Annotated in this window: 25 protein-coding genes and 1 tRNA gene; 10 read left to right on the forward strand and 16 right to left on the reverse strand. The window is 71.4% G+C overall.

Annotated elements, in window-relative coordinates; genetic code table 11:
* Together OEY_RS0105955 and OEY_RS0105960 are read right to left on the reverse strand one after the other, a co-directional pair.
* Window positions 1-541 (reverse strand): SAM-dependent methyltransferase (locus tag OEY_RS0105955; protein WP_010592992.1); only part of this gene is annotated, 541 nt, incomplete at its 3' end.
* A 36-nt stretch (window positions 542-577) separates the two neighbouring features.
* Entirely contained in the window at window positions 578-940 is a 363-nt protein-coding gene (locus tag OEY_RS0105960; protein WP_010592993.1) for a GntR family transcriptional regulator, read from the reverse strand.
* Window positions 941-1,054: 114 nt separating this feature from the next.
* Between OEY_RS0105960 and arsC the strand changes: the two genes are divergently transcribed.
* Complete coding sequence (gene arsC, locus OEY_RS0105965; protein ID WP_029539913.1) at window positions 1,055-1,402, forward strand: arsenate reductase (glutaredoxin); 348 nt, start codon at window positions 1,055-1,057, stop codon at window positions 1,400-1,402.
* Here the strand turns inward: arsC and arcA are convergent.
* Window positions 1,399-2,631, reverse strand: a complete 1,233-nt coding sequence (arcA, locus tag OEY_RS0105970) for an arginine deiminase (protein ID WP_010592995.1) — start codon at window positions 2,629-2,631, stop codon at window positions 1,399-1,401. The genes arsC and arcA overlap by 4 nt on opposite strands.
* 115 nt (window positions 2,632-2,746) lie before the next feature.
* On the opposite strand from arcA, the gene OEY_RS0105975 reads away from it, so the two are divergent.
* Complete coding sequence (locus tag OEY_RS0105975) at window positions 2,747-3,214, forward strand: FABP family protein (protein WP_010592996.1); 468 nt, start codon at window positions 2,747-2,749, stop codon at window positions 3,212-3,214.
* A gap of 3 nt (window positions 3,215-3,217) precedes the next feature.
* Here OEY_RS0105975 and OEY_RS0105980 read toward each other — a convergent pair whose 3' ends face one another.
* Together OEY_RS0105980 and OEY_RS0105985 are read right to left on the reverse strand one after the other, a co-directional pair.
* Window positions 3,218-3,835, reverse strand: a complete 618-nt coding sequence (locus tag OEY_RS0105980) for a response regulator (protein ID WP_010592997.1) — start codon at window positions 3,833-3,835, stop codon at window positions 3,218-3,220.
* Window positions 3,832-5,013: a sensor histidine kinase gene (locus OEY_RS0105985; protein WP_051009366.1), complete on the reverse strand. Its 1,182-nt coding sequence runs from the start codon at window positions 5,011-5,013 to the stop codon at window positions 3,832-3,834. Before OEY_RS0105985 ends, OEY_RS0105980 begins: the two co-directional genes overlap by 4 nt.
* A gap of 112 nt (window positions 5,014-5,125) precedes the next feature.
* Here OEY_RS0105985 and OEY_RS0105990 point away from each other — a divergent pair, with 112 nt between their 5' ends.
* Together OEY_RS0105990 and OEY_RS0105995 are read left to right on the forward strand one after the other, a co-directional pair.
* Complete coding sequence (locus OEY_RS0105990) at window positions 5,126-6,196, forward strand: ABC transporter permease (protein WP_010592999.1); 1,071 nt, start codon at window positions 5,126-5,128, stop codon at window positions 6,194-6,196.
* Between the two features lie 35 nt (window positions 6,197-6,231).
* Window positions 6,232-6,894, forward strand: coding sequence for an ABC transporter ATP-binding protein (locus tag OEY_RS0105995; protein WP_010593000.1), 663 nt, complete (start codon window positions 6,232-6,234; stop codon window positions 6,892-6,894).
* A 3-nt stretch (window positions 6,895-6,897) separates the two neighbouring features.
* Here the strand turns inward: OEY_RS0105995 and OEY_RS0106000 are convergent, their stop codons facing one another.
* From OEY_RS0106000 to OEY_RS0106010, 3 genes are all read right to left on the reverse strand, one after another.
* The gene (locus OEY_RS0106000) at window positions 6,898-7,758 is read right to left on the reverse strand and encodes an SDR family oxidoreductase (protein ID WP_010593001.1); all 861 of its coding nucleotides are present in this window, start codon (window positions 7,756-7,758) and stop codon (window positions 6,898-6,900) included.
* Between the two features lie 112 nt (window positions 7,759-7,870).
* On the reverse strand, window positions 7,871-8,014 hold the full coding sequence (locus tag OEY_RS30430; protein WP_155621893.1) for a hypothetical protein: 144 nt from the start codon (window positions 8,012-8,014) through the stop codon (window positions 7,871-7,873).
* A 110-nt stretch (window positions 8,015-8,124) separates the two neighbouring features.
* Window positions 8,125-8,200: transfer RNA gene (locus tag OEY_RS0106010), tRNA-Ala, on the reverse strand.
* A gap of 99 nt (window positions 8,201-8,299) precedes the next feature.
* On the opposite strand from OEY_RS0106010, the gene OEY_RS31375 reads away from it, so the two are divergent.
* Both OEY_RS31375 and OEY_RS0106020 read left to right on the forward strand, forming a co-directional pair.
* Window positions 8,300-9,949: a LuxR C-terminal-related transcriptional regulator gene (locus OEY_RS31375; protein WP_272942267.1), complete on the forward strand. Its 1,650-nt coding sequence runs from the start codon at window positions 8,300-8,302 to the stop codon at window positions 9,947-9,949.
* A complete protein-coding gene (locus OEY_RS0106020) occupies window positions 9,946-10,737 on the forward strand; it encodes a class I SAM-dependent methyltransferase (RefSeq protein WP_017679461.1) in 792 nt (263 codons plus the stop codon). Before OEY_RS31375 ends, OEY_RS0106020 begins: the two co-directional genes overlap by 4 nt.
* A 22-nt stretch (window positions 10,738-10,759) precedes the next feature.
* Here the strand turns inward: OEY_RS0106020 and sepX are convergent, their stop codons facing one another.
* The 4 genes from sepX to OEY_RS0106040 all read right to left on the reverse strand — a co-directional run bounded on the left by sepX (window position 10,760) and on the right by OEY_RS0106040 (window position 14,672).
* Window positions 10,760-11,608 carry a divisome protein SepX/GlpR gene (sepX, locus tag OEY_RS0106025; RefSeq protein WP_010593004.1) on the reverse strand — a complete coding sequence of 283 codons (849 nt, stop codon included), beginning with the start codon at window positions 11,606-11,608 and terminating at the stop codon, window positions 10,760-10,762.
* Between the two features lie 225 nt (window positions 11,609-11,833).
* Window positions 11,834-12,469 (reverse strand): GNAT family N-acetyltransferase, encoded by a 636-nt coding sequence (locus OEY_RS0106030; protein WP_010593005.1) that lies wholly within the window; start codon window positions 12,467-12,469, stop codon window positions 11,834-11,836.
* On the reverse strand, window positions 12,469-13,728 hold the full coding sequence (glp, locus tag OEY_RS0106035) for a molybdotransferase-like divisome protein Glp (protein WP_010593006.1): 1,260 nt from the start codon (window positions 13,726-13,728) through the stop codon (window positions 12,469-12,471). Before glp ends, OEY_RS0106030 begins: the two co-directional genes overlap by 1 nt.
* 32 nt (window positions 13,729-13,760) lie before the next feature.
* Window positions 13,761-14,672 carry a UTP--glucose-1-phosphate uridylyltransferase gene (locus OEY_RS0106040; RefSeq protein ID WP_003937797.1) on the reverse strand — a complete coding sequence of 304 codons (912 nt, stop codon included), beginning with the start codon at window positions 14,670-14,672 and terminating at the stop codon, window positions 13,761-13,763.
* Between the two features lie 61 nt (window positions 14,673-14,733).
* Here OEY_RS0106040 and OEY_RS0106045 point away from each other — a divergent pair, with 61 nt between their 5' ends.
* The 4 genes from OEY_RS0106045 (at window position 14,734) to mscL (ending at window position 17,089) form a co-directional block, all read left to right on the forward strand.
* Window positions 14,734-15,339, forward strand: a complete 606-nt coding sequence (locus tag OEY_RS0106045) for a 5-formyltetrahydrofolate cyclo-ligase (RefSeq protein ID WP_010593007.1) — start codon at window positions 14,734-14,736, stop codon at window positions 15,337-15,339.
* Between the two features lie 69 nt (window positions 15,340-15,408).
* Window positions 15,409-15,705: an FmdB family zinc ribbon protein gene (locus OEY_RS0106050; RefSeq protein ID WP_010593008.1), complete on the forward strand. Its 297-nt coding sequence runs from the start codon at window positions 15,409-15,411 to the stop codon at window positions 15,703-15,705.
* A gap of 97 nt (window positions 15,706-15,802) precedes the next feature.
* Window positions 15,803-16,492, forward strand: coding sequence for an RcpC/CpaB family pilus assembly protein (locus OEY_RS0106055; RefSeq protein ID WP_010593009.1), 690 nt, complete (start codon window positions 15,803-15,805; stop codon window positions 16,490-16,492).
* Between the two features lie 165 nt (window positions 16,493-16,657).
* Window positions 16,658-17,089, forward strand: a complete 432-nt coding sequence (mscL, locus tag OEY_RS0106060) for a large conductance mechanosensitive channel protein MscL (RefSeq protein ID WP_003937793.1) — start codon at window positions 16,658-16,660, stop codon at window positions 17,087-17,089.
* A 91-nt stretch (window positions 17,090-17,180) separates the two neighbouring features.
* On the opposite strand, the gene OEY_RS0106065 is transcribed toward mscL, so the two are convergent.
* From OEY_RS0106065 to OEY_RS0106085, 4 genes are all read right to left on the reverse strand, one after another.
* Window positions 17,181-17,819, reverse strand: a complete 639-nt coding sequence (locus tag OEY_RS0106065) for an MspA family porin (RefSeq protein WP_010593010.1) — start codon at window positions 17,817-17,819, stop codon at window positions 17,181-17,183.
* A gap of 52 nt (window positions 17,820-17,871) precedes the next feature.
* Entirely contained in the window at window positions 17,872-18,687 is an 816-nt protein-coding gene (locus tag OEY_RS0106070) for an MspA family porin (protein WP_010593011.1), read from the reverse strand.
* A 784-nt stretch (window positions 18,688-19,471) separates the two neighbouring features.
* On the reverse strand, window positions 19,472-19,969 hold the full coding sequence (locus OEY_RS0106080; protein WP_026137469.1) for a MogA/MoaB family molybdenum cofactor biosynthesis protein: 498 nt from the start codon (window positions 19,967-19,969) through the stop codon (window positions 19,472-19,474).
* 74 nt (window positions 19,970-20,043) lie between these two features.
* Window positions 20,044-21,291, reverse strand: coding sequence for a S1C family serine protease (locus tag OEY_RS0106085; protein ID WP_010593013.1), 1,248 nt, complete (start codon window positions 21,289-21,291; stop codon window positions 20,044-20,046).
* Between the last annotated feature and the right edge of the window lie 79 nt (window positions 21,292-21,370).

The following is a 21,370-nucleotide window of genomic DNA, read 5'->3' on the forward strand; positions in this document are numbered from 1 at the left end:
CAGCAGCTGTGGCTGCCGAGCTGGCGGTGACGTCCGCGGGCGCGGCCCGCACGCCGACGGTCCGGCCGCCCTCGACGATGTCGACGATCGCGTAACCGCAGCGCGAGAGCAGCGCGCTGATCCGCATCGACACCGGTCCGACGGCCAGCCCCGGAGGGGGTTCGTCGAACACCCACAGCTCGCCGGTGGGTCGCAGCAGCGACGCGACAGCCGTCGGCGCGGCGGGGTCGTCGCTGCGGAAACTGGGGACGTTGACGGCGAAGACGAGATCGAACGACCCCGGCAGGTCGACGCCGGGGAACTCGCCGACACGCAGTTCGGCGAGCCCGGCGTCGAGTCCGTCCCGGATGCGGCGACGCGCCCGGTCGATCTGCGTCGCCGAGCGGTCCACCCCCACGACGCAGCCGCGGCGGCGCAGCCGCTCGCACACGAGCGCGAGCGCGACGCCCCCTCCGCAGCCGATCTCGAGCACGTCGCTGCCCGGTTGCGGATCCATGGCCTCGACCGCGAACGCGATGCGCGCCGGCACGGTGCCACTCATGGGAAACTCCTCGTGGACGGGTGGGTGTCGGTGGTTTCAGGCGCCGCGCAGCGCCGCGACGACGAACTCGAGCACCTCGTCGTCGGACATGCCGAGGGTGCGCAGTTCGCGGACGTAGCCGGTGGCGGCGCGCTGGGCGAGCGTGCGGGTCAAGTCACCGGAATCCGCGACGAACGTGCCCGCCCGGCCCCGCGTCTCGATGATGCCGAGCTGCTCGAGCTCACGGTAGGTCTTGGCCACGGTGTTCGGGGCGATGCCGAGGTGTTCGGCCAGCCCGCGGACGGTGGGCAGCTTGGTGCCGGCGATCAGTTCGTCGCGCCGCACCATCGTGGCGATCCGCTGGCGCAACTGCTCGTACGGCGGGACCGGCGAGCCGGGGTCGATGACGATGTCGAGCATCGGGGCGTCCTCAGGTGGGCTGATGGTGCGTCGAGGCTAACAGTGCCGGCCGACCGTTCCCGAATGCGCCGCGGCACCCCCGCACTCGCCCGTGCCGCACGGCAGAATGTGGCCATGGCAACGACCGCGACGATCTACCACAACCCCCGGTGCAGCACGTCCCGCAACACCCTGAAGGTGTTGCAGGAGGCGGGCCTCGAACCGACCGTCGTCAAGTACCTCGAGACCCCGCCGTCGCGCGACGGGCTGCGCAAGCTGCTCGACGACGCCGGCCTGGTCCCGAGCCAGGCGATCCGGCGGAAGGAGTCGCTGTTCGGCGATCTGAACCTGGCGGATGCCTCCGAGGACGAGTTGCTCGACGCGATGGTGGCCCATCCGATCCTCATCGAGCGCCCGATCGTGGTCACCGACAAGGGCACCGTCCTGGCCCGGCCCGTCGAGAAGGTGCGCGAGATCCTCTAGGTCCCCGCCTCGCCCGCGGTCGGCCGGGCGCGGGCGAGCGGGCAGGACATGCAGCGGGGCCCGCCGCGTCCGGAGCCCAGCTCGGACCCGGCGATGCGCAGCACCTCGATGCCCGCGTCCTCGAGGCGCGTGTTGGTCTCGAGGTTGCGTTCGTAGGCCACCACCACGCCGGGCGCGAGGGCCAGGGTGTTGTTGCCGTCGTCCCACTGTTCCCGTTCGGCGACGACCGGATCGAGGCCGGTGTCGATGACGCGGAGCTTCTCGATCCCCATCGCGTCGGCGGCCGCCTCGAGGAACCCGCGCGGCCCACTGATCCGGACGTCACCGTTCTCCCGGCGGAGAGTGAAGGCCTGCAACGTCTCCCGCACCGCCGGGTACATCACCACGGCGTCGACGTCCACCATCGTGCACACGGTGTCCAGATGCATCGAGGCCCGCTGCTGCGCGATCGGCACCGCCAGCACGGTGTGCGCGAGACCGTCCTCGAAGACGCTCCGAGCGAGCGCTTCCGCACCCGCCGGGGTCGTGCGCTCCCCCACGCCCACGGCCACGACGCCCGGAGCGAGCAGCAGCACGTCCCCGCCCTCGACCGGCGCGGTGTGCGATTCGTAGGCCCGCCGCACCCCCAGGAACCGCGGGTGGAACGCGTAGATCAGGTCGGTGAGCGCCGCCTCCCGGCGCCGGGCCGGCAGGGCCAGGGTGGGGATCGCGACCCGGGGACCGACCCAGAACGACGAGTCCCGGGTGAACAGCAGGTTCGGCAGCGGCTCGATCACGAAGTCGGCACCGTGGTGCATCAACCGCACCAGCGACGGCGCGGCCCCGAGTCCCGCGGCGGGCAGTTCGTCGAACGTCATGCCCGCGACGAGGACGCGGGTGAGGTCCGCGGCGGACATCGCGCGCAGGTGGGCGGCGAGTTCGTGCGCCAGCCCGTGCCCGAGCCGGCGCGGGTCCACCGCGGACGACACCCCCTGGACGCGGGCGGCGCCGCTGACCTCGAGGGTCTCGGTGAGCAGGTCGGACAGGAGCAGCACCTCCACGCCCCGCCCCCGCAGCAGCTCGACGAACGCGTCGTGTTCCTCCTGCGCCCGCGCCACCCAGGGCAGCGCGTCGAACAGCAACTGGTCGTTGTTGCGGGGAGTCAGGCGTTCGAGTTCCGCGCCCGGCCGGTGCATGAGCACCGCTTTCAGCGCCCCCACCTCGGAGTCCACACCCAGCGCAGCGTTCATGGAATAGACCGTAATGCCGCGGGCCGCCTCACGGTGCGCCGAAACTCCCCGAACCCGACCCGGCGTCCATCCGCGGTGGCAGGATCGGCGGTGCCCGACGACCGAGGAGACATTCATGACCGACACCGACCCGCTCGGTGACCTCGCCGACTTCGCCGGCCGCTGGGTGGGCGGCGGCGAAGGCCACTACCCCACCATCGAGGACTTCACCTACGACGAGACCATCGACTTCACCGCCGTCCCGGGGAAGCCGTTCCTGATGTACGTCAGCCGCACGAAGAACCCCGGCACCGGTCAGCCCATGCACACCGAGAACGGCTACCTCCGTCTCGCCGACCACGACGTGGAGCTGCTGGTCTCCCAGCCGACCGGATTCGTCGAGATCCAGCGCTCCCGGCTCACCCAGGGCGTCCTCGACTTCACGCCCGTCCACCTCGAGCGCTCTCCGCACGCCAAGCCGGTGCACGAGCTGCGGCGGCGGTTCGTACTCGACGGCGACGACCTGTCCTACGACCTGTGGATGGCGCACGCGCAGACCCCGCTCACGCACCATCTGCACGCGACGCTGCGACGCGCCGGCTGACCCTCAGAGCAGGCCGCGCTCGCGTGCCGCGGCGACCGCCGCGGTGCGCGAGTCCACACCCAGCTTCGAGAACGCGTGCACCAGATGGGACTTGACGGTGGCTTCGCTCACGAACAGTTCCTTGGCGACGGCCCGGTTGGACAGGCCGCGCGCCACCGCGGCGAGCACCTCGATCTCGCGGGCGCTCAGCTCCACCCGGGGTGTCTGCATGCTGCGGTAGAGACGTTGCGCCACACCGGGATCCAGCACGGTTTCGCCCCGCGCCGCCCGGGTCACCGCGTCGACGAGCACGGCGGGGTCGGCGTCCTTGAGCAGGTAGCCGGCCGCCCCCGCCTCGACCGCGCGCAGGATGTCGGAGTCGGTGTCGTACGTGGTCAGCACCAGCACCTTCGGCGGATCCGGCGCGGCCGCGAGTTCGGCCGTCGCGTCCGCCCCGTCCATCCCGGGTCCGAGCCGCAGGTCCATCAGCACCACGTCCGGGCGGTGCGCGGCGCTCTGGGCGACGGCCTCCCGCCCGGACGCGGCCTCGGCCACCACCTCGAGGCCGGGCTCCGACGCGAGCAGCGCGCGCAGGCCCGCCCGCACGACGGGATGGTCGTCGACGAGCAGCACCCGGATCACGGCAGCATCCGCACGGGCAGCGTTGCGGCCACGGCGGTTCCGTCGCCGGGCGCCGACTCGACGACGACCGCGCCGCCGAGTTCGGCGAGCCGATCCCGCATGGCGGTGAGCCCGAAGCCGCCGCCCGAACCGGCCGCGTCGACGTCGAAACCGGCTCCGTCGTCGACCACGTCGAGCCGGACCTCGTCCGGGGCGTAGGCGAGGGTCACCCGCACGCGGCGGGCCCGCGCATGCAGCCGGACGTTCGCCAGCGCGCTCTGCGCCACCCGCAGCAACGCCACGTCGAATCCCGTGGGCAGCGGCAGCGGTTCACCGTCCACGCGCAGTTCGGCGTCGATGCCGGTGTCGCCGCGCAACCGGTCCAGGACGCGGCCGAGGGCTGCCGCCAGCGGCGCGTCGTCGAGGTCGGACGGACGCAGCTTGTCCACGACCCGGCGGGCCTCGACGAGATTGCGCCGCGCGGTCTCCTCGATCCGGCCGAGCAGCGCCGCGGTGTCGCCGCCGGTCCGCAACCCGGCGCGGGCGAGCAGCAGGATCGACGAGAAGCCCTGGGCCAGCGTGTCGTGGATGTCGCGGGCGAGGCGGGCCCGTTCGGCGGTGGCGCCGGTCTCCCGCTGCAACCGCACCAGCTCGTCCTGGGCGTCGAGCAGTTCGCGGTGCGCCGCGGTGAGTTCGGTGAGCAGCGCGTCGCGTTGCTCCGCGTCGCGCACGAGCTGGCGGTAGATCAGGGCCGTGCCGGACGCCACGAGCGCCCCGAACAGGGGCCCGAGCACGGCGGCCGTCGGGTTGGCGGTGCCGTGCCCGATGCTCGCGGCGATCGCGACCGCCGTCAGTGCCGCGGTCGCCGCGATCGCGGCGACCGTGGGCAGCAGATGGAAGCACAGGAAGAACAGCGCGAAGGCGAGCCACACGAAATCCGGCGCGAGCAGCACCAGCGCCAGCCACCCGGCCAGCAGCACCGCCAGCCAGATTCCGCCGCGGGATCCGCGCCGGGCGAACCACAGCCCCGAGACGTACCAGGCGAATTCGGCGCCCGCGAGGACCAGCACCCCCGCCGAGCCGGCACCGCGCAGTGCCCCGACCAGCAGCAGCAGCACGAACAGCGCGTGCTGGCCCAGCTGCATCGCACGCAGCACCGGGACCGTCCCCTCGGGAGGGTGCGGTCGGGCGGTCTGCATTGCACCGACGCTAACACCGCCGACCACGCCGCCGCCTCCTACTTTCGATTGATCCGCGAACCCATCCGCCGAGCGATGCGCGGGCACCGTCGCGCCGGGCACGGTGGAACTCATGTTCCTCGCACTGCGCGATCTGCGCTTCGCCACGGGGCGCTTCGCCGTCATGACGGCGGTGCTCGTCCTGATTTCGTTCCTCGTCGTCATGCTCTCCGGCCTCACCGCGGGCCTGGGCAACCAGTCGATCGCCGCGATCCGCGGCATCGGCGCCGAGCACTTCGCCCTCGACGGCGGCGGCACCGATCCGTCCGACGTGTCGTTCGGCGAGTCCACCGTCACCGACTCGCAACGCGCCGCACTCGCCGCGCAGCCCGGTGTGGCCGACACCGCCGTGCTCGGGGTCGCGCCCGGCCGCGTCGGGTCGGGCGGACGCGAGGTGGCGGCGGCCCTGTTCGGGGTCGCTCCCGGGTCCTTCGCGGCACCGGCAGGCCTGCGCCCGGCGACGGCGGCCGTCGACGCGCAACTCGCCGCAGACAACGGCTGGTCGCCGGGCACGATCCTGACCGTCGGCGGCCGGGAGGTCACCGTCGCCGCCCTCGTCGAGGACTCCTACTACAGCCATCAGCCCGTCGTGTGGCTCGACCTCGGCACCTGGCGCGACCTGCCCGCGACGGCCGGCGCCGACGGGACGGTGATCGCGCTGCGGACCGGACCCGGGTTCGACGCGCCCACGGTCGCGACCGCGACCGGCACGAGCGTGCTCGACACCTCCGCGACCCTGGACACCATCGGGTCGTACACCTCCGAACGCGGGTCGCTGCTGCTGATGCAGGCCATGCTGCTCGTCGTCGGCGCCCTCGTCGTGGGGGCGTTCTTCACGGTGTGGACCGTCCAGCGCAGCCGGGACATCGCGGTGCTGCGCGCGATCGGTGCCTCCACCTCCTACCTGCTGCGCGACGCCCTCGGACAGGCCGCCGTGGTGCTCGTGCTCGGAACCGGGCTGGGCACCGTCGCCGCCACCGCCGCCGGGGCGGCCGCCGCCACCGTCGTTCCGTTCACGCTGAGCGCGGCCACGACCGTCCTGCCGTTCGTCGCGCTGGTCGGGATCGGCCTCCTCGGTGCCGCGGCGGCCGTCGCCCGCATCGGCTCCGTCGACCCGCTGACCGCGCTCGCCGCGGCCCACTGAGCTGTTCGAGAGATCCGTTCGAGAAAGGCACCACCATGAGCGTGCGGCTCACCGACATCGTCCTCACCTATCCCGACGGAGACGCCACCCTGCGCGTCCTCGACGGCCTGAACTTCCACGCCGAGGCCGGCGAGACGGTCGCCGTCACCGGCCCGTCCGGATCCGGCAAGTCGAGCCTGCTCGCCGTCGCGGGACTGCTCACCGTGCCCGATTCCGGCCGAGTGGTCCTCGACGGCGTGGACACCACGGATCTCGACGCGGCGACGCGGACCCGGCTGCGGCGGGACCGGATCGGCTTCGTGTTCCAGCAGGCGAACCTGCTGCCCTCGCTGACCGCTACGGAGCAGCTCGCGCTGGTCGCGCACCTGAGCGGGCGCCGGATCGACCGGGCCCGCGCCCGCGACCTGCTCGCGGCGGTGGGGCTGACGCAGCAGGCCGACCGCCGTCCCCACCAGCTCTCCGGCGGGCAGCGGCAGCGGGTCGCGATCGCCCGCAGTCTCGTCAACGATCCTGCGGTCCTGCTGGTCGACGAACCGACGTCGGCGCTGGACGCCGACCGCAGCCGCGAGATCGTCGAACTGCTCGAACGCACGGCGCGCGAGCGCGACGTCGCCGTCGTGATGGTCACGCACGATCGGGAAGCGCTGCGGGCGGGAACGCGGTTACGCGAGTTCGCCCTCGACAAGACCTCGGCCTGAGCGTCACCGGCGGGTGCGGACGGCCTCGAGGGTGCGGGAGAAGTAGTTGTTGGCCAGTTGCATCACCACGTTGTACGGCGGGGCGAACTTGCGGGCCCACCAGTAGCCGAAACGCACGTCGAACGACGTGTACACCAGGAAGCGGTTCTTCCGGATCCCGGCGAGGATGCACCCGGCGACCTTCTCCGGCGACGCGGCGTGCCGCTCGAACCGGGCGGTGAGCTTGCGGGCGGCCGGATGGTCGCGGTCCACGCCGACGATCTGCACGGAGTTCACCAGCGGGGTGCGGACCGCACCGGGCACGACGAGCGAGACCCCGATGCGATGCCGGTGCAGGTCGAACCGCAGCACCTCGGACACGCCGCGCAGACCGAACTTGCTCGCGCTGTACGCCGCGTGCCACGGCAGGGCCAGCAGTCCCGCCGCGGAGGAGACGTTGACGAGATGCCCACCGCGGCCGGCCTCGATCATCGGCGGCACGAAGTTCTCGATGACGTGGATCGGGCCCATGAGGTTGACGTCGACCATCTGCTTCCAGTGCCGGTGCTCGAGCGCGTCGACCGTGCCCCACACCGACGTTCCGGCGACGTTGGCGACGACGTCGAGGGCCCCGGCGCGCTCGTGGACGTCGGCGGCGAAGGCGGTGACGGCGTCGTAGTCGGAGACGTCGAGCGCCGCGGCGTGCAGCACCGAGCCCCCACGTTCGCGCACGGTGCGGACCGTGTCGTCGAGACCGTCGGCGGCGAGGTCGGTGAGCACCAGTTCGGCGCCCTCCGCGGCGGCGGCCAGGGCCAGTGCCCGGCCGATACCGCTGGCCGCTCCGGTCACGAGGAACTTCCTGTCCCGCAGGTCCTTGATCGCCATGCCCGCCCCCGCTCTCGTCGTCTGCGGGCCACCTTAGCGCGACGTCGACCGCCGCGGCGCCGCGCAGGTGCCGTGGTGCAAGGAGCGTTCGTCCTCCCGTCCGCGGGGTGAGTCAGAGGCGCTGGGCCATTTCCTCCTGGTACTTGCGGATCGTCTCCTCGATGCCGTCGGCGTCGGCGTCGCGGCCTTCGCTGCGGGCGCTGTCGGCACGTTCGCGGAGCACTCGAATAGCGCGCCGCAACTCGTCGTCACTCATCCTGTGTTCCATGTCACACAGTCTCCCCGACCGCGCGGCTGTTCGGCCCGCAATCGGCGGCACGACATCGACGACGAAAGGCGCCTCCCGGCCCGGGAGACGCCCTTCGGTGGTGGAGCTGAGGGGAATCGAACCCCTGACCTCTTCGATGCGAACGAAGCGCGCTACCAACTGCGCCACAGCCCCGCGGGTTCCGTTCGGAACCGCCCGCAAACTGTAGCAAACGTGCGCGCCGGAGACGAAATTGAGGTATCGGCACAGGTCACGGCGGCGGACAATCGACCTGTGGATGCAGTGCGCCTACGTGGGGACCAGGCCCTGCGGGAGGGTCGGTGGGCCGCCGCGCTGGCCGACCTGACGTCGGTGGCGGCCGCGACCGACGATCCGGCGGCGTGGCTCGGCATCGGCGAGGCGTCGTGGTGGCTCGGGCGCCTCGACGACAGCGTCGCCGCCTGTCGCAGGGCCTACACGACGGCTCTCCGGAGCGGCGACCGGGAGAGCGCGGTTCGCTGCGCGGCGTGGCTGAGCATCAGCTACACGTCCGATTTCGGCAATCGGTCGGTGGCCCACGGTTGGGTCCGCCGGGCGCAGCGACTGCTGCCCGAGGGGGCACCGGGCGCGTTGCACGCCCTGGTGTGGGTGGCACACGCCCACCGCCTGCTCCCGGACGCCGCGGCGGCCGCGCCGTGGGTGGCGCGCGCCCTGGACGCCGCACGCCGATGCGGCGACCGGGATCTCGAACTGGTGGCACTCGCCCAGTCCGGACACGTGGCTGTGGCCCGGGGCGACCTGGAACCCGGATTCGCGCTGCTGGACGAGGCCGCGGCGGCCGCCCTGGGCGATGCGGACCGCCGATTCGACACCGTCGTGTTCGTCTGCTGCGACATGCTCGGCGCGTGTGCGCTCGCCGGCGACACCCGTCGCGCCGGCGAGTGGTGCCGCGTCGCCGAGGACTTCACCTCCCGCCGGGGGTGCCCCTTCCTGTACGTCGAGTGCCGCACCCTCTACGGGGCACTGCTGCTCACCGCGGGCCGCTGGGCGGAGGCGGACCGTCTGCTGACGGCGGTGCTCACGCTCGACGAGAAGGTCTGCCCCGCTGTCCACGCGCGCGCCGTCGCGGCCCTCGCCACGCTCCGGGTCCGGCAGGGGCGGCTCGACGAGGCCCGGGCGATGCTGGACCGATCCCCCCGCCCGACCGCGGAGTTGGACACCGCCCGCGCCGAGGTCGTCCTCGCCGACGGTGACCCCGCAACCGCCCGGCGGCTGCTCGAACGTCGCGGCGCCACGTCCCTGCTGTGCGCCCGGGCCCAGGCGGCCACGGGCGACCTGGACGCGGCGACGGCCACCGCGGCGGCGCTCGACCCCGACGGTCCCGAGGCGGTGGAGGCGGCGGGGCTGACCGCCGCGGCGCGGGGCCGCGTGGTGGCCGCAGTCGATGCCTTCGAGACGGCCGCTGCTCGCTGGGCGGACCGCGCGGCGCCGTTCGAGGCGGCCCGCTGCCTGCTCGAACTGGCCGAATCGGCGATGAACGACGATCCCACCCTCGCGGCCGCACGGGGGCGAACGGCGGTGACGATCTTCCGGGAACTCGGAGCCGTCGCCGCCGCGGACCGCTCCGCGGCCCTGTTGCGGCGTCTCGGGGTGCGCGGCCCCGGCATCCGCGCCACCGCTCGCACCGCCCCGGGCCTCGACAGCGGCCTCACCGCCCGCGAACGCGAGGTGCTGGACCTGCTCGCGGTGGGCCTGACGAATCCGGAGATCGCCGGCCGGCTGTTCGTCTCCCGCAAGACGGTGGCGCACCACGTGAGCCACATCCTCCGCAAGCTCGGCGTGCGGAACCGCTCGGAGGCCGCCGCGTATGCCGCCGCCCACCCGGAAGATGGGTCACCTGCCCGATGCGCCGCACCCGGGCGCGGCGCCACCCTCGGGGTATGACGAACACGACCGAGAACTTCGGGATTTCACCGGCGGCCGCGGAGGTGTACGAGTCACGCTTCGTACCCGCGCTCTTCGCGCAGTGGGCGCCACGGCTGCTGGACCAGGCTGCGATCACGACGGGCACACGGGTGCTGGACGTGGCATGCGGAACCGGGATCGTCGCGCGCGTGGCCGCCGACCGGGTAGGGCCGTCGGGCCGGGTCGTCGGTGTCGATGTCAGCGAGGCCATGCTGGCGGTGGCACGCCGGATGTGTCCCGACGTCGAATGGCGCCGGGGTGACGCCGGCGCGCTGCCGTTCGCGGACGGTTCGTTCGATGCGGCGCTGTGCCAGATGGCGCTGATGTTCTTTCCCGATCGTGCCCGGGCGCTGCGCGAGATGCGACGCGTGGCGACGGAGGTGGTCGCCGTGTGTGTGCCGGCCGCGTTGGACGAGCAGCCGGCCTACCGGGACTTCGTCGACGTCGCGGTCCGGCACGCCGGTCCGCCCGCGGCGTCTCTCCTGGGCACCTACTGGAGTTGTGGGGACCGCGACGAACTGCGGGGATGGTTCCGCGACGCCGGACTCACCGTCGATCGGTTCACCACGCACACCGGAAGCGCGCGGTTCCCGTCCGTGGATGCGATGGTGGCGACCGAGGTCGAGGGCAGCCCGTTGATCGAACGGATCGACGCCGGCACGTACGAGGCGATCACCTCGGAGGCCCGATCGGTGCTGGCCCGGTTCACCGACCCGGACGGCTCGGTGTCGGCGCCTCTCGTGGCACACATCGTCACCGGGCGCTGAATACTCCCGAGCGGACCGACGGCTACTCGCCGGATGCCCGGCGCACCGGGTAGTCGTCGGCGTCGTAGCGGGGTTCGTACGCCTCGTAGGCGGGTTCGTCGTCCGCGTAGCGGTCCAGGTGCTCGAACACCGGGTCCTCGTCGTCGGCCTCGAGCACGACCGCGCCGGGACGGCGCAGCCGCGCCGGGACGAGACGTAACTCGTCGTCGCTGTGCGACTCGACGCCCAGGCGCGAGCGGTTCAGGCGGGCCATGCGACGACGACGGATCTCCTGTTCGACGCGCACCTGACGACGAAGGTAGACGAGGTAGCCCGCGAGGGCGGCCGTCGCGACCGCGCACAGCCACCACAGCGCCGACGAGACGACGAGGGCGAGGGCGGCGGTCATGATCGCTGCGAACAGCAGGCCGAGCACGGTGCGCTGCCGGAACTCGTAGCGCGCGGCGCGGGCCATGGCGTCGGCCTGGGGATCGAATCCGCCGCGTCCGCGGCGCTGAGGCACGAACTCCCGGGCGGGAGCACGTTCGGGACGGTCGTCGAAGTCGGTGTCGTGGTCGGTGTCGAGCTGTGTGTCCATGCGGTCCTCCGCTGGGTGGCGGTGTCTGCGGTCGTCCACCGTGCGGACGCGACCGGAGTCGTCGCCGGCAGTGGGACGGGCGGAATCCCGACTCGGACGCCAGTGGGGATCGCGGCGATGACCTGCGGCCGGCCCGCGCGGGGCGAGTGGCTCGTCGTCACCTCGGTGCAGAACCCGGGTTGCGAGTGCGGCGTCGGTCGTCTGACGGATACGGGGGCGCTTCGTGACCAGCATCGGCACCAGAACGAACAACCACACGGCGACCAACCCGATCCACAGGAGCGAGTTCGGCATTCGGCGGCCCTCCTCCCAGTCGTCGCCTACCAGTCCGTCGACGCCACTGACCCCGTCAGGTTAGCGGCCCCGAGGCCGTCACCAGGACAGAAACGCCGACTCAGATGACTACAGCTGTCACACGAGTCACGCGAACCATGTGACACTCTCTTCACTCTAGTCACACGCATATACCCACGTGTGGGTATTACTACGCATCGCTACACGTAATCTGCGTTACAGCCGTCAGGCCCAGCCGGCCCGGCCGCCCCGGATCAGCACGTCGGACACGCTGCCGGGTACCTCCTCGACCGTCATGGCGACCAGCAGATGGTCGCGGAAGCGCCCGTCGACGTCGAGGTAGCGCCGCAGCAGGCCCTCCTCGCGGAAACCCACATTGCGCAGCACCGCGCGGCTCGCGACGTTCTCCGGCCGCACCGTGGCCTCGACCCGGTGCAACCCGGCCGGGCCGAAGCAGTGGTCCAACCCGAGCGCCACCGCGGCCGTGGCCACACCCAGGCCGTTGACGTGCTTGGCCACCCAGTAGCCGATCCACGCCGACCGCAGCGCACCGCGCACGACGTTGCCCACGGTGATCTGTCCACAGAACTCCCCGTCGAGCTCGATCGCCATCGGCAGCATGTGACCCCGGCGGGCCTCCGCCCGCAGGCTGCGGTACAGCCCGGGCCACACCGTGATGTGATGGCGCATCTCCCAGGGCACGTCCCCGGTGGGCTCCCACGGCTCGAGGTGCGCCCGGTCCCGGATCCGCAGCCGGCTCCACACCGCCGCGTCGCGCAACCGGATCGGCCGCACCGTGACCAGTCCACCGGCAACCCGCAGCGGACCCAGCTCCGCCGGCCATCCCGGATGACGGCTCATCAGCCGCGCTGTCCGAGGAAGGCGACGTCCACCGGATCGCCGGTGCGCACCTCGGTCACCTCCGGATCGATCAGCACCAGACAGTTCGCCTCGGCCAGCGTCGCCAGCAGGTGCGACGACGCGCCCGCCGCACCACCGAGCGCCTGGACCATGTACTCGCCCGTCGCCTCGTCGCGCATCAGCTGCCCCCGCAGGAATCCCTTGCGATCCGGGATCGAGGTGATCGGCGTGACGGTGCGGGCCGTGACGACGCGTCGCATCGGCTGCCGGCGCCCGAGCGCGATACGGATCAGCGGCCGCACCATCACCTCGAACACGACCAGCGCGCTGACCGGATTCCCCGGGAGCAGGAAGGTGGGCACCTCGTCGCGGCCGAGCTGGCCGAATCCCTGCACCGAGCCGGGGTGCATCGCCACCCGCTCCACCTCGAGCTTGCCGAGGTCGGCCAGCGCCTCGCGCACCTCCTCGAGCGCACCACCGCCGACGGCTCCCGCGACCACGACGATCTCGGACCGGATCAGCTGGCCCTCGACCACCTCCCGCAGGCGCTTCGGGTCGGTGCTGGCGATCCCCACGCGGTTGACGTCCGCGCCTGCGTCGCGGGCGGCCGCCGCCAGGGCGTACGAGTTGACGTCGTACACCTGGCCGGGACCCGGGGTGCGGTCCACGTCCACGAGCTCGCCGCCGACGGAGATCACCGACAGCCGGGGACGCGGATGGACCAGCACCTTGTCGCGGCCGACCGCCGCGAGCAGACCGACCTGGGCGGCGCCGATGATCGTGCCGGCCCGGACCGCGACATCGCCGGGCTGGACGTCGTCGCCCGCCCGGCGGACGTACTCACCCGACCGGACGGGACGCAGGACCTTGATACGCGCGCGGCCACCGTCGGTGCGGTCGAGCGGAAGGACGGCGTCGGCGAGGGTCGGCAGCGGCGCCCCGGTGTCCACCCGCACCGCCTGCCGCGGCTGCAGCCGGATCGGCTGACGCGACCCGGCCGAGACCTCGCCCACCACGGGCAGCGTCAACTCGATCGGTTCGCCGTCGTCGCCGATCGCATCGGTGCCCGCACCCTGGACGTCGACGCTGCGCACCGCGTAGCCGTCGATCGCGGCCTGATCGAAGCCGGGCAGGGGCCGCTCGGTGACGACCTCCTCCGCACAGAGCAGGCCCTGCGCCTCGGAGATGGCGACCCGGACCGGCCGGGGCGCCACCGCTGCCGCCGTGACCCTGGCCTGTTGATCCTCGACCGACCGCATACCGCTTCTCGTCCTCCCGACCTGTCGCGCCGTCAGTGCTTCAGGCGCTCGACGAGCCACTCCCGCAGGGAGGGGCCGTACTCCTCGCTGTTCAACGCAGAGTCAACCGCAGCGCGCAGATAGCCGCCGGGATTTCCGAGGTCGTGTCGAGTGCCCCGATGGACCACCACGTGCACGGGGTGACCCTCCTCGATGAGCAGGGCGATTGCGTCGGTGAGCTGCAGTTCACCGCCCGCACCGGGAGTGATCCGGCGCAGCGCGTCGAAGATCGCCCGATCGAGCAGATAGCGCCCGGCGGCGGCGAACGTGGACGGCGCATTCTCGGGCGCCGGCTTCTCGACCATGCCCACGACCTTCAGCACGTCCGGGTTCACGGCGTCGGGCACCTCTTCGACGTCGAAGACACCGTAGGCGCTCACCTGGTCCTTGGGCACGTCGATCGCGCACAGCACCGTGCCGCCGCGCTTGGCCCGCACCCGCTGCATGGTCTCGAGGACTCCGCGCGGCAACACGAGGTCGTCCGGCAGGAGGACGGCGACGGAGTCCTCGTCGGGATCGAGGGCGGCCTCGGCGCACGCGACGGCGTGCCCGAGTCCGAGCGGCTGCTCCTGCACCACCGACTCCACCTCGAGCAGCCCCGGCGCCTTGCGGACCTTCTCGAGCAGGTGGTACTTGCCGCTCTCCTTCAGTTTCGACTCGAGGACCAGGTCCTCGACGAAATGCGCGACGACGCCGTCCTTGCCCGGCGCCGTCACGATCACCAGTCGCTCGGCACCCGAGTCCGCGGCCTCCCCCGCCACGAGCTCGATTCCCGGCGTGTCCACCACCGGGAGGAGTTCCTTCGGCACGGTTTTGGTCGCCGGCAGAAAGCGCGTACCGAGGCCGGCCGCGGGAACCACTGCCGTGCGGAAATGGCCCGCTGCACCGGTCGCATTGTTCGTCATAGATCCCACCCTAACTTTCGGCTACCACCCGGTAGATAGGTCAGATCCTAAGGTGACGGATATGAGCGCACTCTCCAAGTCACAATGGCGGGCCCGAATCGTTGCTGCGCGACGGGCCCGTGACGACGAGGAGCGCCGCGGTGAGGACGCCGCCCTCGCCGCGGCGGCACGATCCCTGGCCCCCACCCGGGCGACGGTATGCGCCTACGTGCCGGTGGGGTCCGAGCCCGGCGCGTTGTCCCTGCTCGATGCTCTCTGCGAGGCCGGAAACCGGGTGCTGCTGCCGCTCACCCGTGCGGACAGCACCCTGGACTGGGCGCAGTACACCGGGGCCGGCGCACTCGCCCCCGCCGGGTACGGCCTGCTCGAGCCCACCGGACCGGCCCTGGGGCCGGAAGAGGTGCGCCGCGCGCACACCGTGCTGGTGCCGGCGCTCGCAGTGGACGAACGCGGCGTCCGGCTCGGTCGCGGAGCCGGCTTCTACGACCGGACGCTGCATCTCGCGGCCGCCGACGCCGTCCTCGTGGCAGTGGTCCGGGACGAGGAACTCGTACCGGAGCTGCCGGAGGATCCCCACGACATCCGGATGGGCTGGGCCCTGACGCCCGGCCGCGGCCTGGTGCCGCTGAACGGGTCGGCCGGGACGGGGAATAGGGAACCCCAGTAGCGATGTTGGCACTGTCGGCTGTAGAGTGCTAATGCTGCGGTCGCCAACCAACTCGCGGAGGATCCACCGGTGCCCACTTACTCCTATGCCTGTACGTCCTGCGACAACCGATTCGACATCGTGCAGTCGTTCACCGACGACGCCCTGACGGAATGCAACGAGTGCTCGGGCAAGCTGCGCAAGCTGTTCAATTCGGTCGGCATCGTCTTCAAGGGCAGTGGTTTCTACCGCACCGATTCCCGCAGCGGAAGCAGCACCGCCAGCGAGCCGGCCAAGTCCGACTCGTCGCCGGCCGCATCGTCGAGCACCTCGTCGTCGAGCAGCTCGTCCTCGAGCACCTCGGCACCGGCCGCAGCCGCGAGCTGACACCGTTCATCCACAAGCGGACGATTCATCCACAGTCCGCCCCTGATCGGCACTTCGACGGGCCGGCGGGTACGACCCGACCCCTAGGGTTCGGGCCATGCCCGCCGGCCCGTTCTCGTTCCCGCACCTGCGCAATCCGCTCGACCCCACGCTGACCGACCGGCTCACGGCGCTGACTCGGCCCGGCTGGGCGCGCACCGTCGCCGTGCGCCGCGCGATCGCGGCCGGTCTCGTCGGTGTCGCGGCGGTCTCCGCCGTCACCGGCGGCGCGTCGGACGACCGGACCCGCACGGTCGTCGCCGCGCGCGACCTGCGGCCCGGGCAGACCCTCACCGTCGACGACGTCACCGTCGTCGAGCGCGACGCGTCCCAGCTCCCGTCCGGGGCCCTCACCGATCCCGCCGAGGCCCTCGGTCACACCCTGGCCGGACCGGTGCCCGCCGGCGAAGTCCTCGTCGGGGTGCGGATGCTCGGGCCGCGCCTCGCGGCGGCCACCACCGGCGACAGCGCGGCCCGCGTGGTGCCGGTCCGCCTGGCCGACCCCGGCGTCGGGGATCTGCTCCGCGAAGGCGACCTCGTCGACGTCCTCACCGTCGCCGAGGCCTCTGCCCCGTCGGCACCGGAGGTACGGGTGCTGGCGACGGGGGCGACGGTCGTGCTGGCTCAGGGAACGGACGAGACGAACAACCGCGGAGAGAAGGTGGTGCTGCTCGCGCTGCCGCCCGAGCCGGCGACAGCCGTGGCCGCGGCCTCACTCGTCAGCGCACTGACGGTGACCTTGCACTGAGCGGGACGGTGACCTTGCACTGGGCCGGACAGTGACCTTGCACCGGGCCGGACAGTCACCTTGCACTGGGCCGGACGACGTCTCGTATTTCGGTCTGAGCCGCACACCTGCTGGTTTATGGTGCGACTGCGAGCACGACGACAACACCTGTCAAGGAGACGCACCATGCTGAAGGGCTTCAAGGATTTCCTGCTCCGCGGAAACGTGCTCGACCTCGCCGTCGCGGTCGTCGTCGGCACCGCGTTCACGGCCATCGTCACCGCCTTCACCAGCTACATCATCGAACCGCTCATCGCGGCGATCGGTGGGGACAACGAGATGGGCTGGGGCGTCCAGATCCTGCCCGACAACCCCGAGACCTTCCTCAACTTCGGCGCCGTGGTGTCGGCGATCATCAACTTCCTCATCATCGCCGCCGTCGTCTACTTCGTGCTGATCGTCCCGGCGAACGCCGCCAAGAAGCGGTTCGCCACCGAGAAGGACGACACCAAGGCGAGTGCCGAAGATCTGCTCATCCAGATCCGCGACATCCTCGAGGCGCAGACCGGTCAGAGCGGTGCACACGCCAAGCCGAGCCTCGAAGAGCAGGAGCGATAGGCACGAACTGCACCGGACAACGAAAAGGGTTGGGCCCGATCGGAATTCCGAGCGGGCCCAACCCGTTTCAGCCTGCGGCCGGGACGTCGTGTCAGACGGTCCAGGGCTTGCCGTAGGTGGTCACGTTGTCGCCGTTCGCGGTGATGGCGCGGACGAACGGACGGACCTGGACGGCGCCGATGACGCCGGAGGCGGTGCCGTGGACGTTGGAGAACTGGACGGTCTTGAAATCACCGTCGAACTCGCCCTCGGCGACGACGAGCTCCTCGATGCCCGGAGCCGGGGTCAGCTCGAGCTCGGCGTAGGCCTGCGGGAGGATGTCGGTCACGGTGGCGGTGGCACCGTCCGCAGCCGAGAGCTCGAGCTCCAGCTGCGGGGTCGAGTAGGTGACGCCGATGGCTCCGTCGATGCTGCCGGCCCACGCGAACTGGTAGCCGAACTGGAACGTGGTGCCCTCGGCGTCGGCAGCATCCTCACCGATCAGGTTCGCGGTGCCGCGGCCGTTGTGGAACCACTCGCGGTTGAAGGGGCTGCCACCCAGGGCCGGCACGCCGTGGATGAAGGTGTCCTCCTGGGTCACGACGACCTCGAGGCCGTCCGAGACGATCCGGTTCTGATCGTCGACCGCAGCCTGCGCGGAGCCGGTCGCACCGAGGACCAGGCCCAGGACGGCGGCACCGGACACCGCGGCGTTACGTGCGGCCTTGAAGCCACGCGACTTGATTCCCATGATTTCTCCGTATTTCTTGGTGGGGATTACTGCGGGGTGGGGCGGAGCAGGACTAGATCGTCCAGACCTTGCCGTAGGTGGTGACGTTGTCGCCGTTCGCGGTGATCACGCGGACGAAGGGGCGGACCGAGACCGCGCCGATGACGCCGGTGGCGGCGCCGTGCACGTTGGCGAACTGCACGTGCTTGTAATCGCCGTCGAACTCGCCCTCGGCGACGACGAGCTCCTCGATGCCCGGGGCCGGGGTCAGCTCGATGCCGGCGGTGAACTGGGGCAGGATGCTGTCGACGGTGAGAACGTCCTCTGCATACGGCGCTGGGCTCGTCTCGCCGTTGGGGATGTAAAGCGGGTTGCCGTCGGCGGTGTCGTCGTCGGTCGCAGGAACACGATTTTCCTCTTCGACGACATTGCCTTCGTAGTCGATGTACTCACCCGCGTCATTGGTGTTCCAGACCGGATCGAACTGGTCGACGTTCTCCACACCACGGGTGGCCTCGAGCTCAGCCTGCGGGCTCGACCACGCGATGCCGATCGAGCCGTCGACCGCGGCCGACCACGCGAACTGGTAGCCGAACTGGAACGTCGAGCCCTCGAAGTCCGCGGCGTCGGGGCCGACGATGTTGGCGATGCCACGACCGTTGTGGAACCACTCACGGCTGAGCGGGCTACCGCCGATCGGGGGGACACCCTGGATGAAGGTGTCCTCCTGGGTCACGACGACCTCGTGACCGTCCGACACGATCCGGTTCTGGTCGTCGACCACAGCGCCGGCGGTCCCGGTCGATCCCAGAACCAGGCCGAACACGGCGGCGGCGGCCACCGTGACGTTGCGGGCGGCCTTCACACCGCGTCGCGTCTGCATCTTCATGAATGCCTCATCCATTCTCTGCGTGCCGGGTCACGCACACGCGTCCGACAACTGCCCTGTCGCCCGCGAGGCATGCCACACCATGAACACCGGCGGGCACCCGCCCGCCGGTGCGACGTGTGCGTCATCCGCACGGTTGCGTTTCCGATTCGTGATGAAGACCGCGACGTGTGCCGTTGATCTTGACCTCAGCGAACCACGACAGAGACTAGACCGTGACCTCGAACCCCAGCAACGGCTACGTCGGCGCGCAGAGCCCCGCCGGGACGGAAATGTTTCGGCCCAGTGAAACAACGGGTGACCAGCACCCACGGCGGCACACAGAGGCCGCGCGATGTCAAATCTTAGGTTCGGCTTATCCGCATTCGTGCATACCCACAGGTGACACCCGCAAACCGGGGTGTGATGCGGTGCATCCGCCCGGTGCGACGGTGATCGACCTCACCTGAAAGGGTGCCGATGATCAAGGTGAAACGCCGAGCGGAAGGGTTACGAAGAGATTTCGAACGGTCGGCCGAGAAATGAACGACCGCCCCTCGGGAAACAACTGTAAGTGGGGTAGATCACACACTGCCGTGGTGGGGCGGGACCTGCCGTCGCAGCCACTCGTCCGAGTCGGACGACTCGTCGCCCGGCGAGCGCTCGTCGCGAGTCGTCTCGGGGAGCACGTCACCGAAGACGCGGCGGAGCCGGGCCCGGTCGATCCGGGCCCGGCCGGCGTCGCCGCGCTGCGGTGCGTCGTCCGGCGACGCACCGGCAGCACTCTCGTCCGTGCCTGTGATGGCTATCCCTCCACTCGCGACAGTTCCTCGATCACGTGCGAGGCGAGCGGCAACAGTGTGGCCATGCCGTCGCGGATCGCGGCGCGCGACGACGCCAGGTTGGCGACCAGCGTGGACCCCGACAGCCCGACCAGACCGCGGGACAGGCCGGCATCCATCGCGCCGGCGGAGAAACCCGAGGAGCGCAACGCCTCGCCGATCCCCTGGAGCTCCCGGTCGAGCACGTCGGACGTGGCGTCCGGCGTCACGTCGCGCGGCGACACCCCGGTCCCACCGACGGAGATCACCAGGTCCACACCGCCGATGACGGCGGTGTTGAGGGCGTTGCGGATCTCCACCTCGTCGGCCGACACGGTGACGACACCGTCGACGGCGAACCCCGCCTCGGCGAGCAGTTCGGTCACCAGCGGTCCGGCGGAGTCCGGGTTGTCGCCGTGCGCTACCCGGTCGTCCACGATCACCACGAGGGCTCGTCCGGTCCTGGGGGTTTCGAATTCCATGATGCCCACCGTAGTTCCCCTGTCCGTCGAACGAGCTGTATGTCCGAGAATGAACCCGGCGGTCGATTCTGCTCTCATCGGCCACCCGCCTCCGCCTCCGCGAGCTGCACCTCGACGGTCTTCTCGCCGCCACCCTGAGCGTCGGTGTAGGTGATGCGGACGGTATCGCCGGGCGCGTACGAGCGCACGGCCGCGATCAGGGAGTCCCCGTCCGTGACGAGCCGGTCGTCGACCTTGGTGATGACCACGCCACTCGGAATTCCGGCCCGTTCCGCCGGTCCGCCCGCGGTGACCTCCATGACCCGGGCGCCACGCACGTCGCTCTGCGACGGCACCTGCACGCCGATGATGGCGTGGGTGGCCTTCCCGGTGTCGACGAGCTGGTCGGCGATGCGACGGGCCTGATCGACCGGGATGGCGAAGCCGAGACCGATGGATCCGGACTGTCCACCGGCGGTGGCGATCGCCGTGTTGACGCCGATCAGCCGGCCGTCCATGTCCACGAGCGCGCCACCGGAGTTGCCGGGGTTGATCGCGGCGTCGGTCTGCAGCGCGTCGATGACGGTGTTCTGGTTCCCGGTCTCCCCGCTGGTCGACACCGGCCGGTCGAGGGCCGAGACGATCCCCGTGGTCACCGTGCTCTCGAGCCCGAGCGGTGAGCCGACCGCGACGACCTGCTGGCCCACCTGCACGGCGGCGGAATCGCCGAGCTCGATCGGCGTGAGGTCGGTGCGGCCCTCGGCCCGGATCACGGCGATGTCGGAGATCGGATCGGTCCCCACGACGGTCGCCGGAGCGGAACTTCCGTCGGAGAAGTATGCGGTGAGCTGCGCGCCGGCGCCGCCGCCGGCGACGACGTGGTTGTTGGTGAGGATCAGGCCGTCGGAGGACAGGATCACCCCCGAGCCCTCGCCCTGTGCCGTGCGGCCGACCACCTCGATGCGCACGACGCTCGGCACGACCTTCTGCGCGACGGCCTGCACCGACCCCGCGGGCGCGGCGGCGACCGTCGTCGTGGACGGCCTCGGCGCGTCGAGAGCATTGGTGACGGACGCACCGCCGGTCGACTGTTGCGTGGTCCACGCGCCGACCGCGCCGCCGATGCCGCCGCTGACCAGTGCCAGCGCGACGGCGCCGAGGGCGAGCAGGCCCCGCGCGGACCGCGGTGCGCCCTGGGGTCCCGGCGCGGGCTGGGGCGGGGCGCCGAACGGCGCGGTGTGCCCGTACCCCGGACCGGAGGGGGCTTGGTAGGGATTCGGCTGGGGCGGTATCGGCTGGTGGGGCTCTCGGTGGCCGCCACCCTGGGTGGGGTCCTCGCTCATCTCATCGCTTTCGTGTACACGGCCGCCGGGTCGGTGGCTCGTCGGCTTCCCAGCATGCCCGCGGCGGCTGAGAGTCCGC

This window comes from Rhodococcus sp. P14 (genome assembly GCF_000256505.1).
GTDB classification, from domain to species: domain Bacteria; phylum Actinomycetota; class Actinomycetes; order Mycobacteriales; family Mycobacteriaceae; genus Rhodococcus; species Rhodococcus ruber.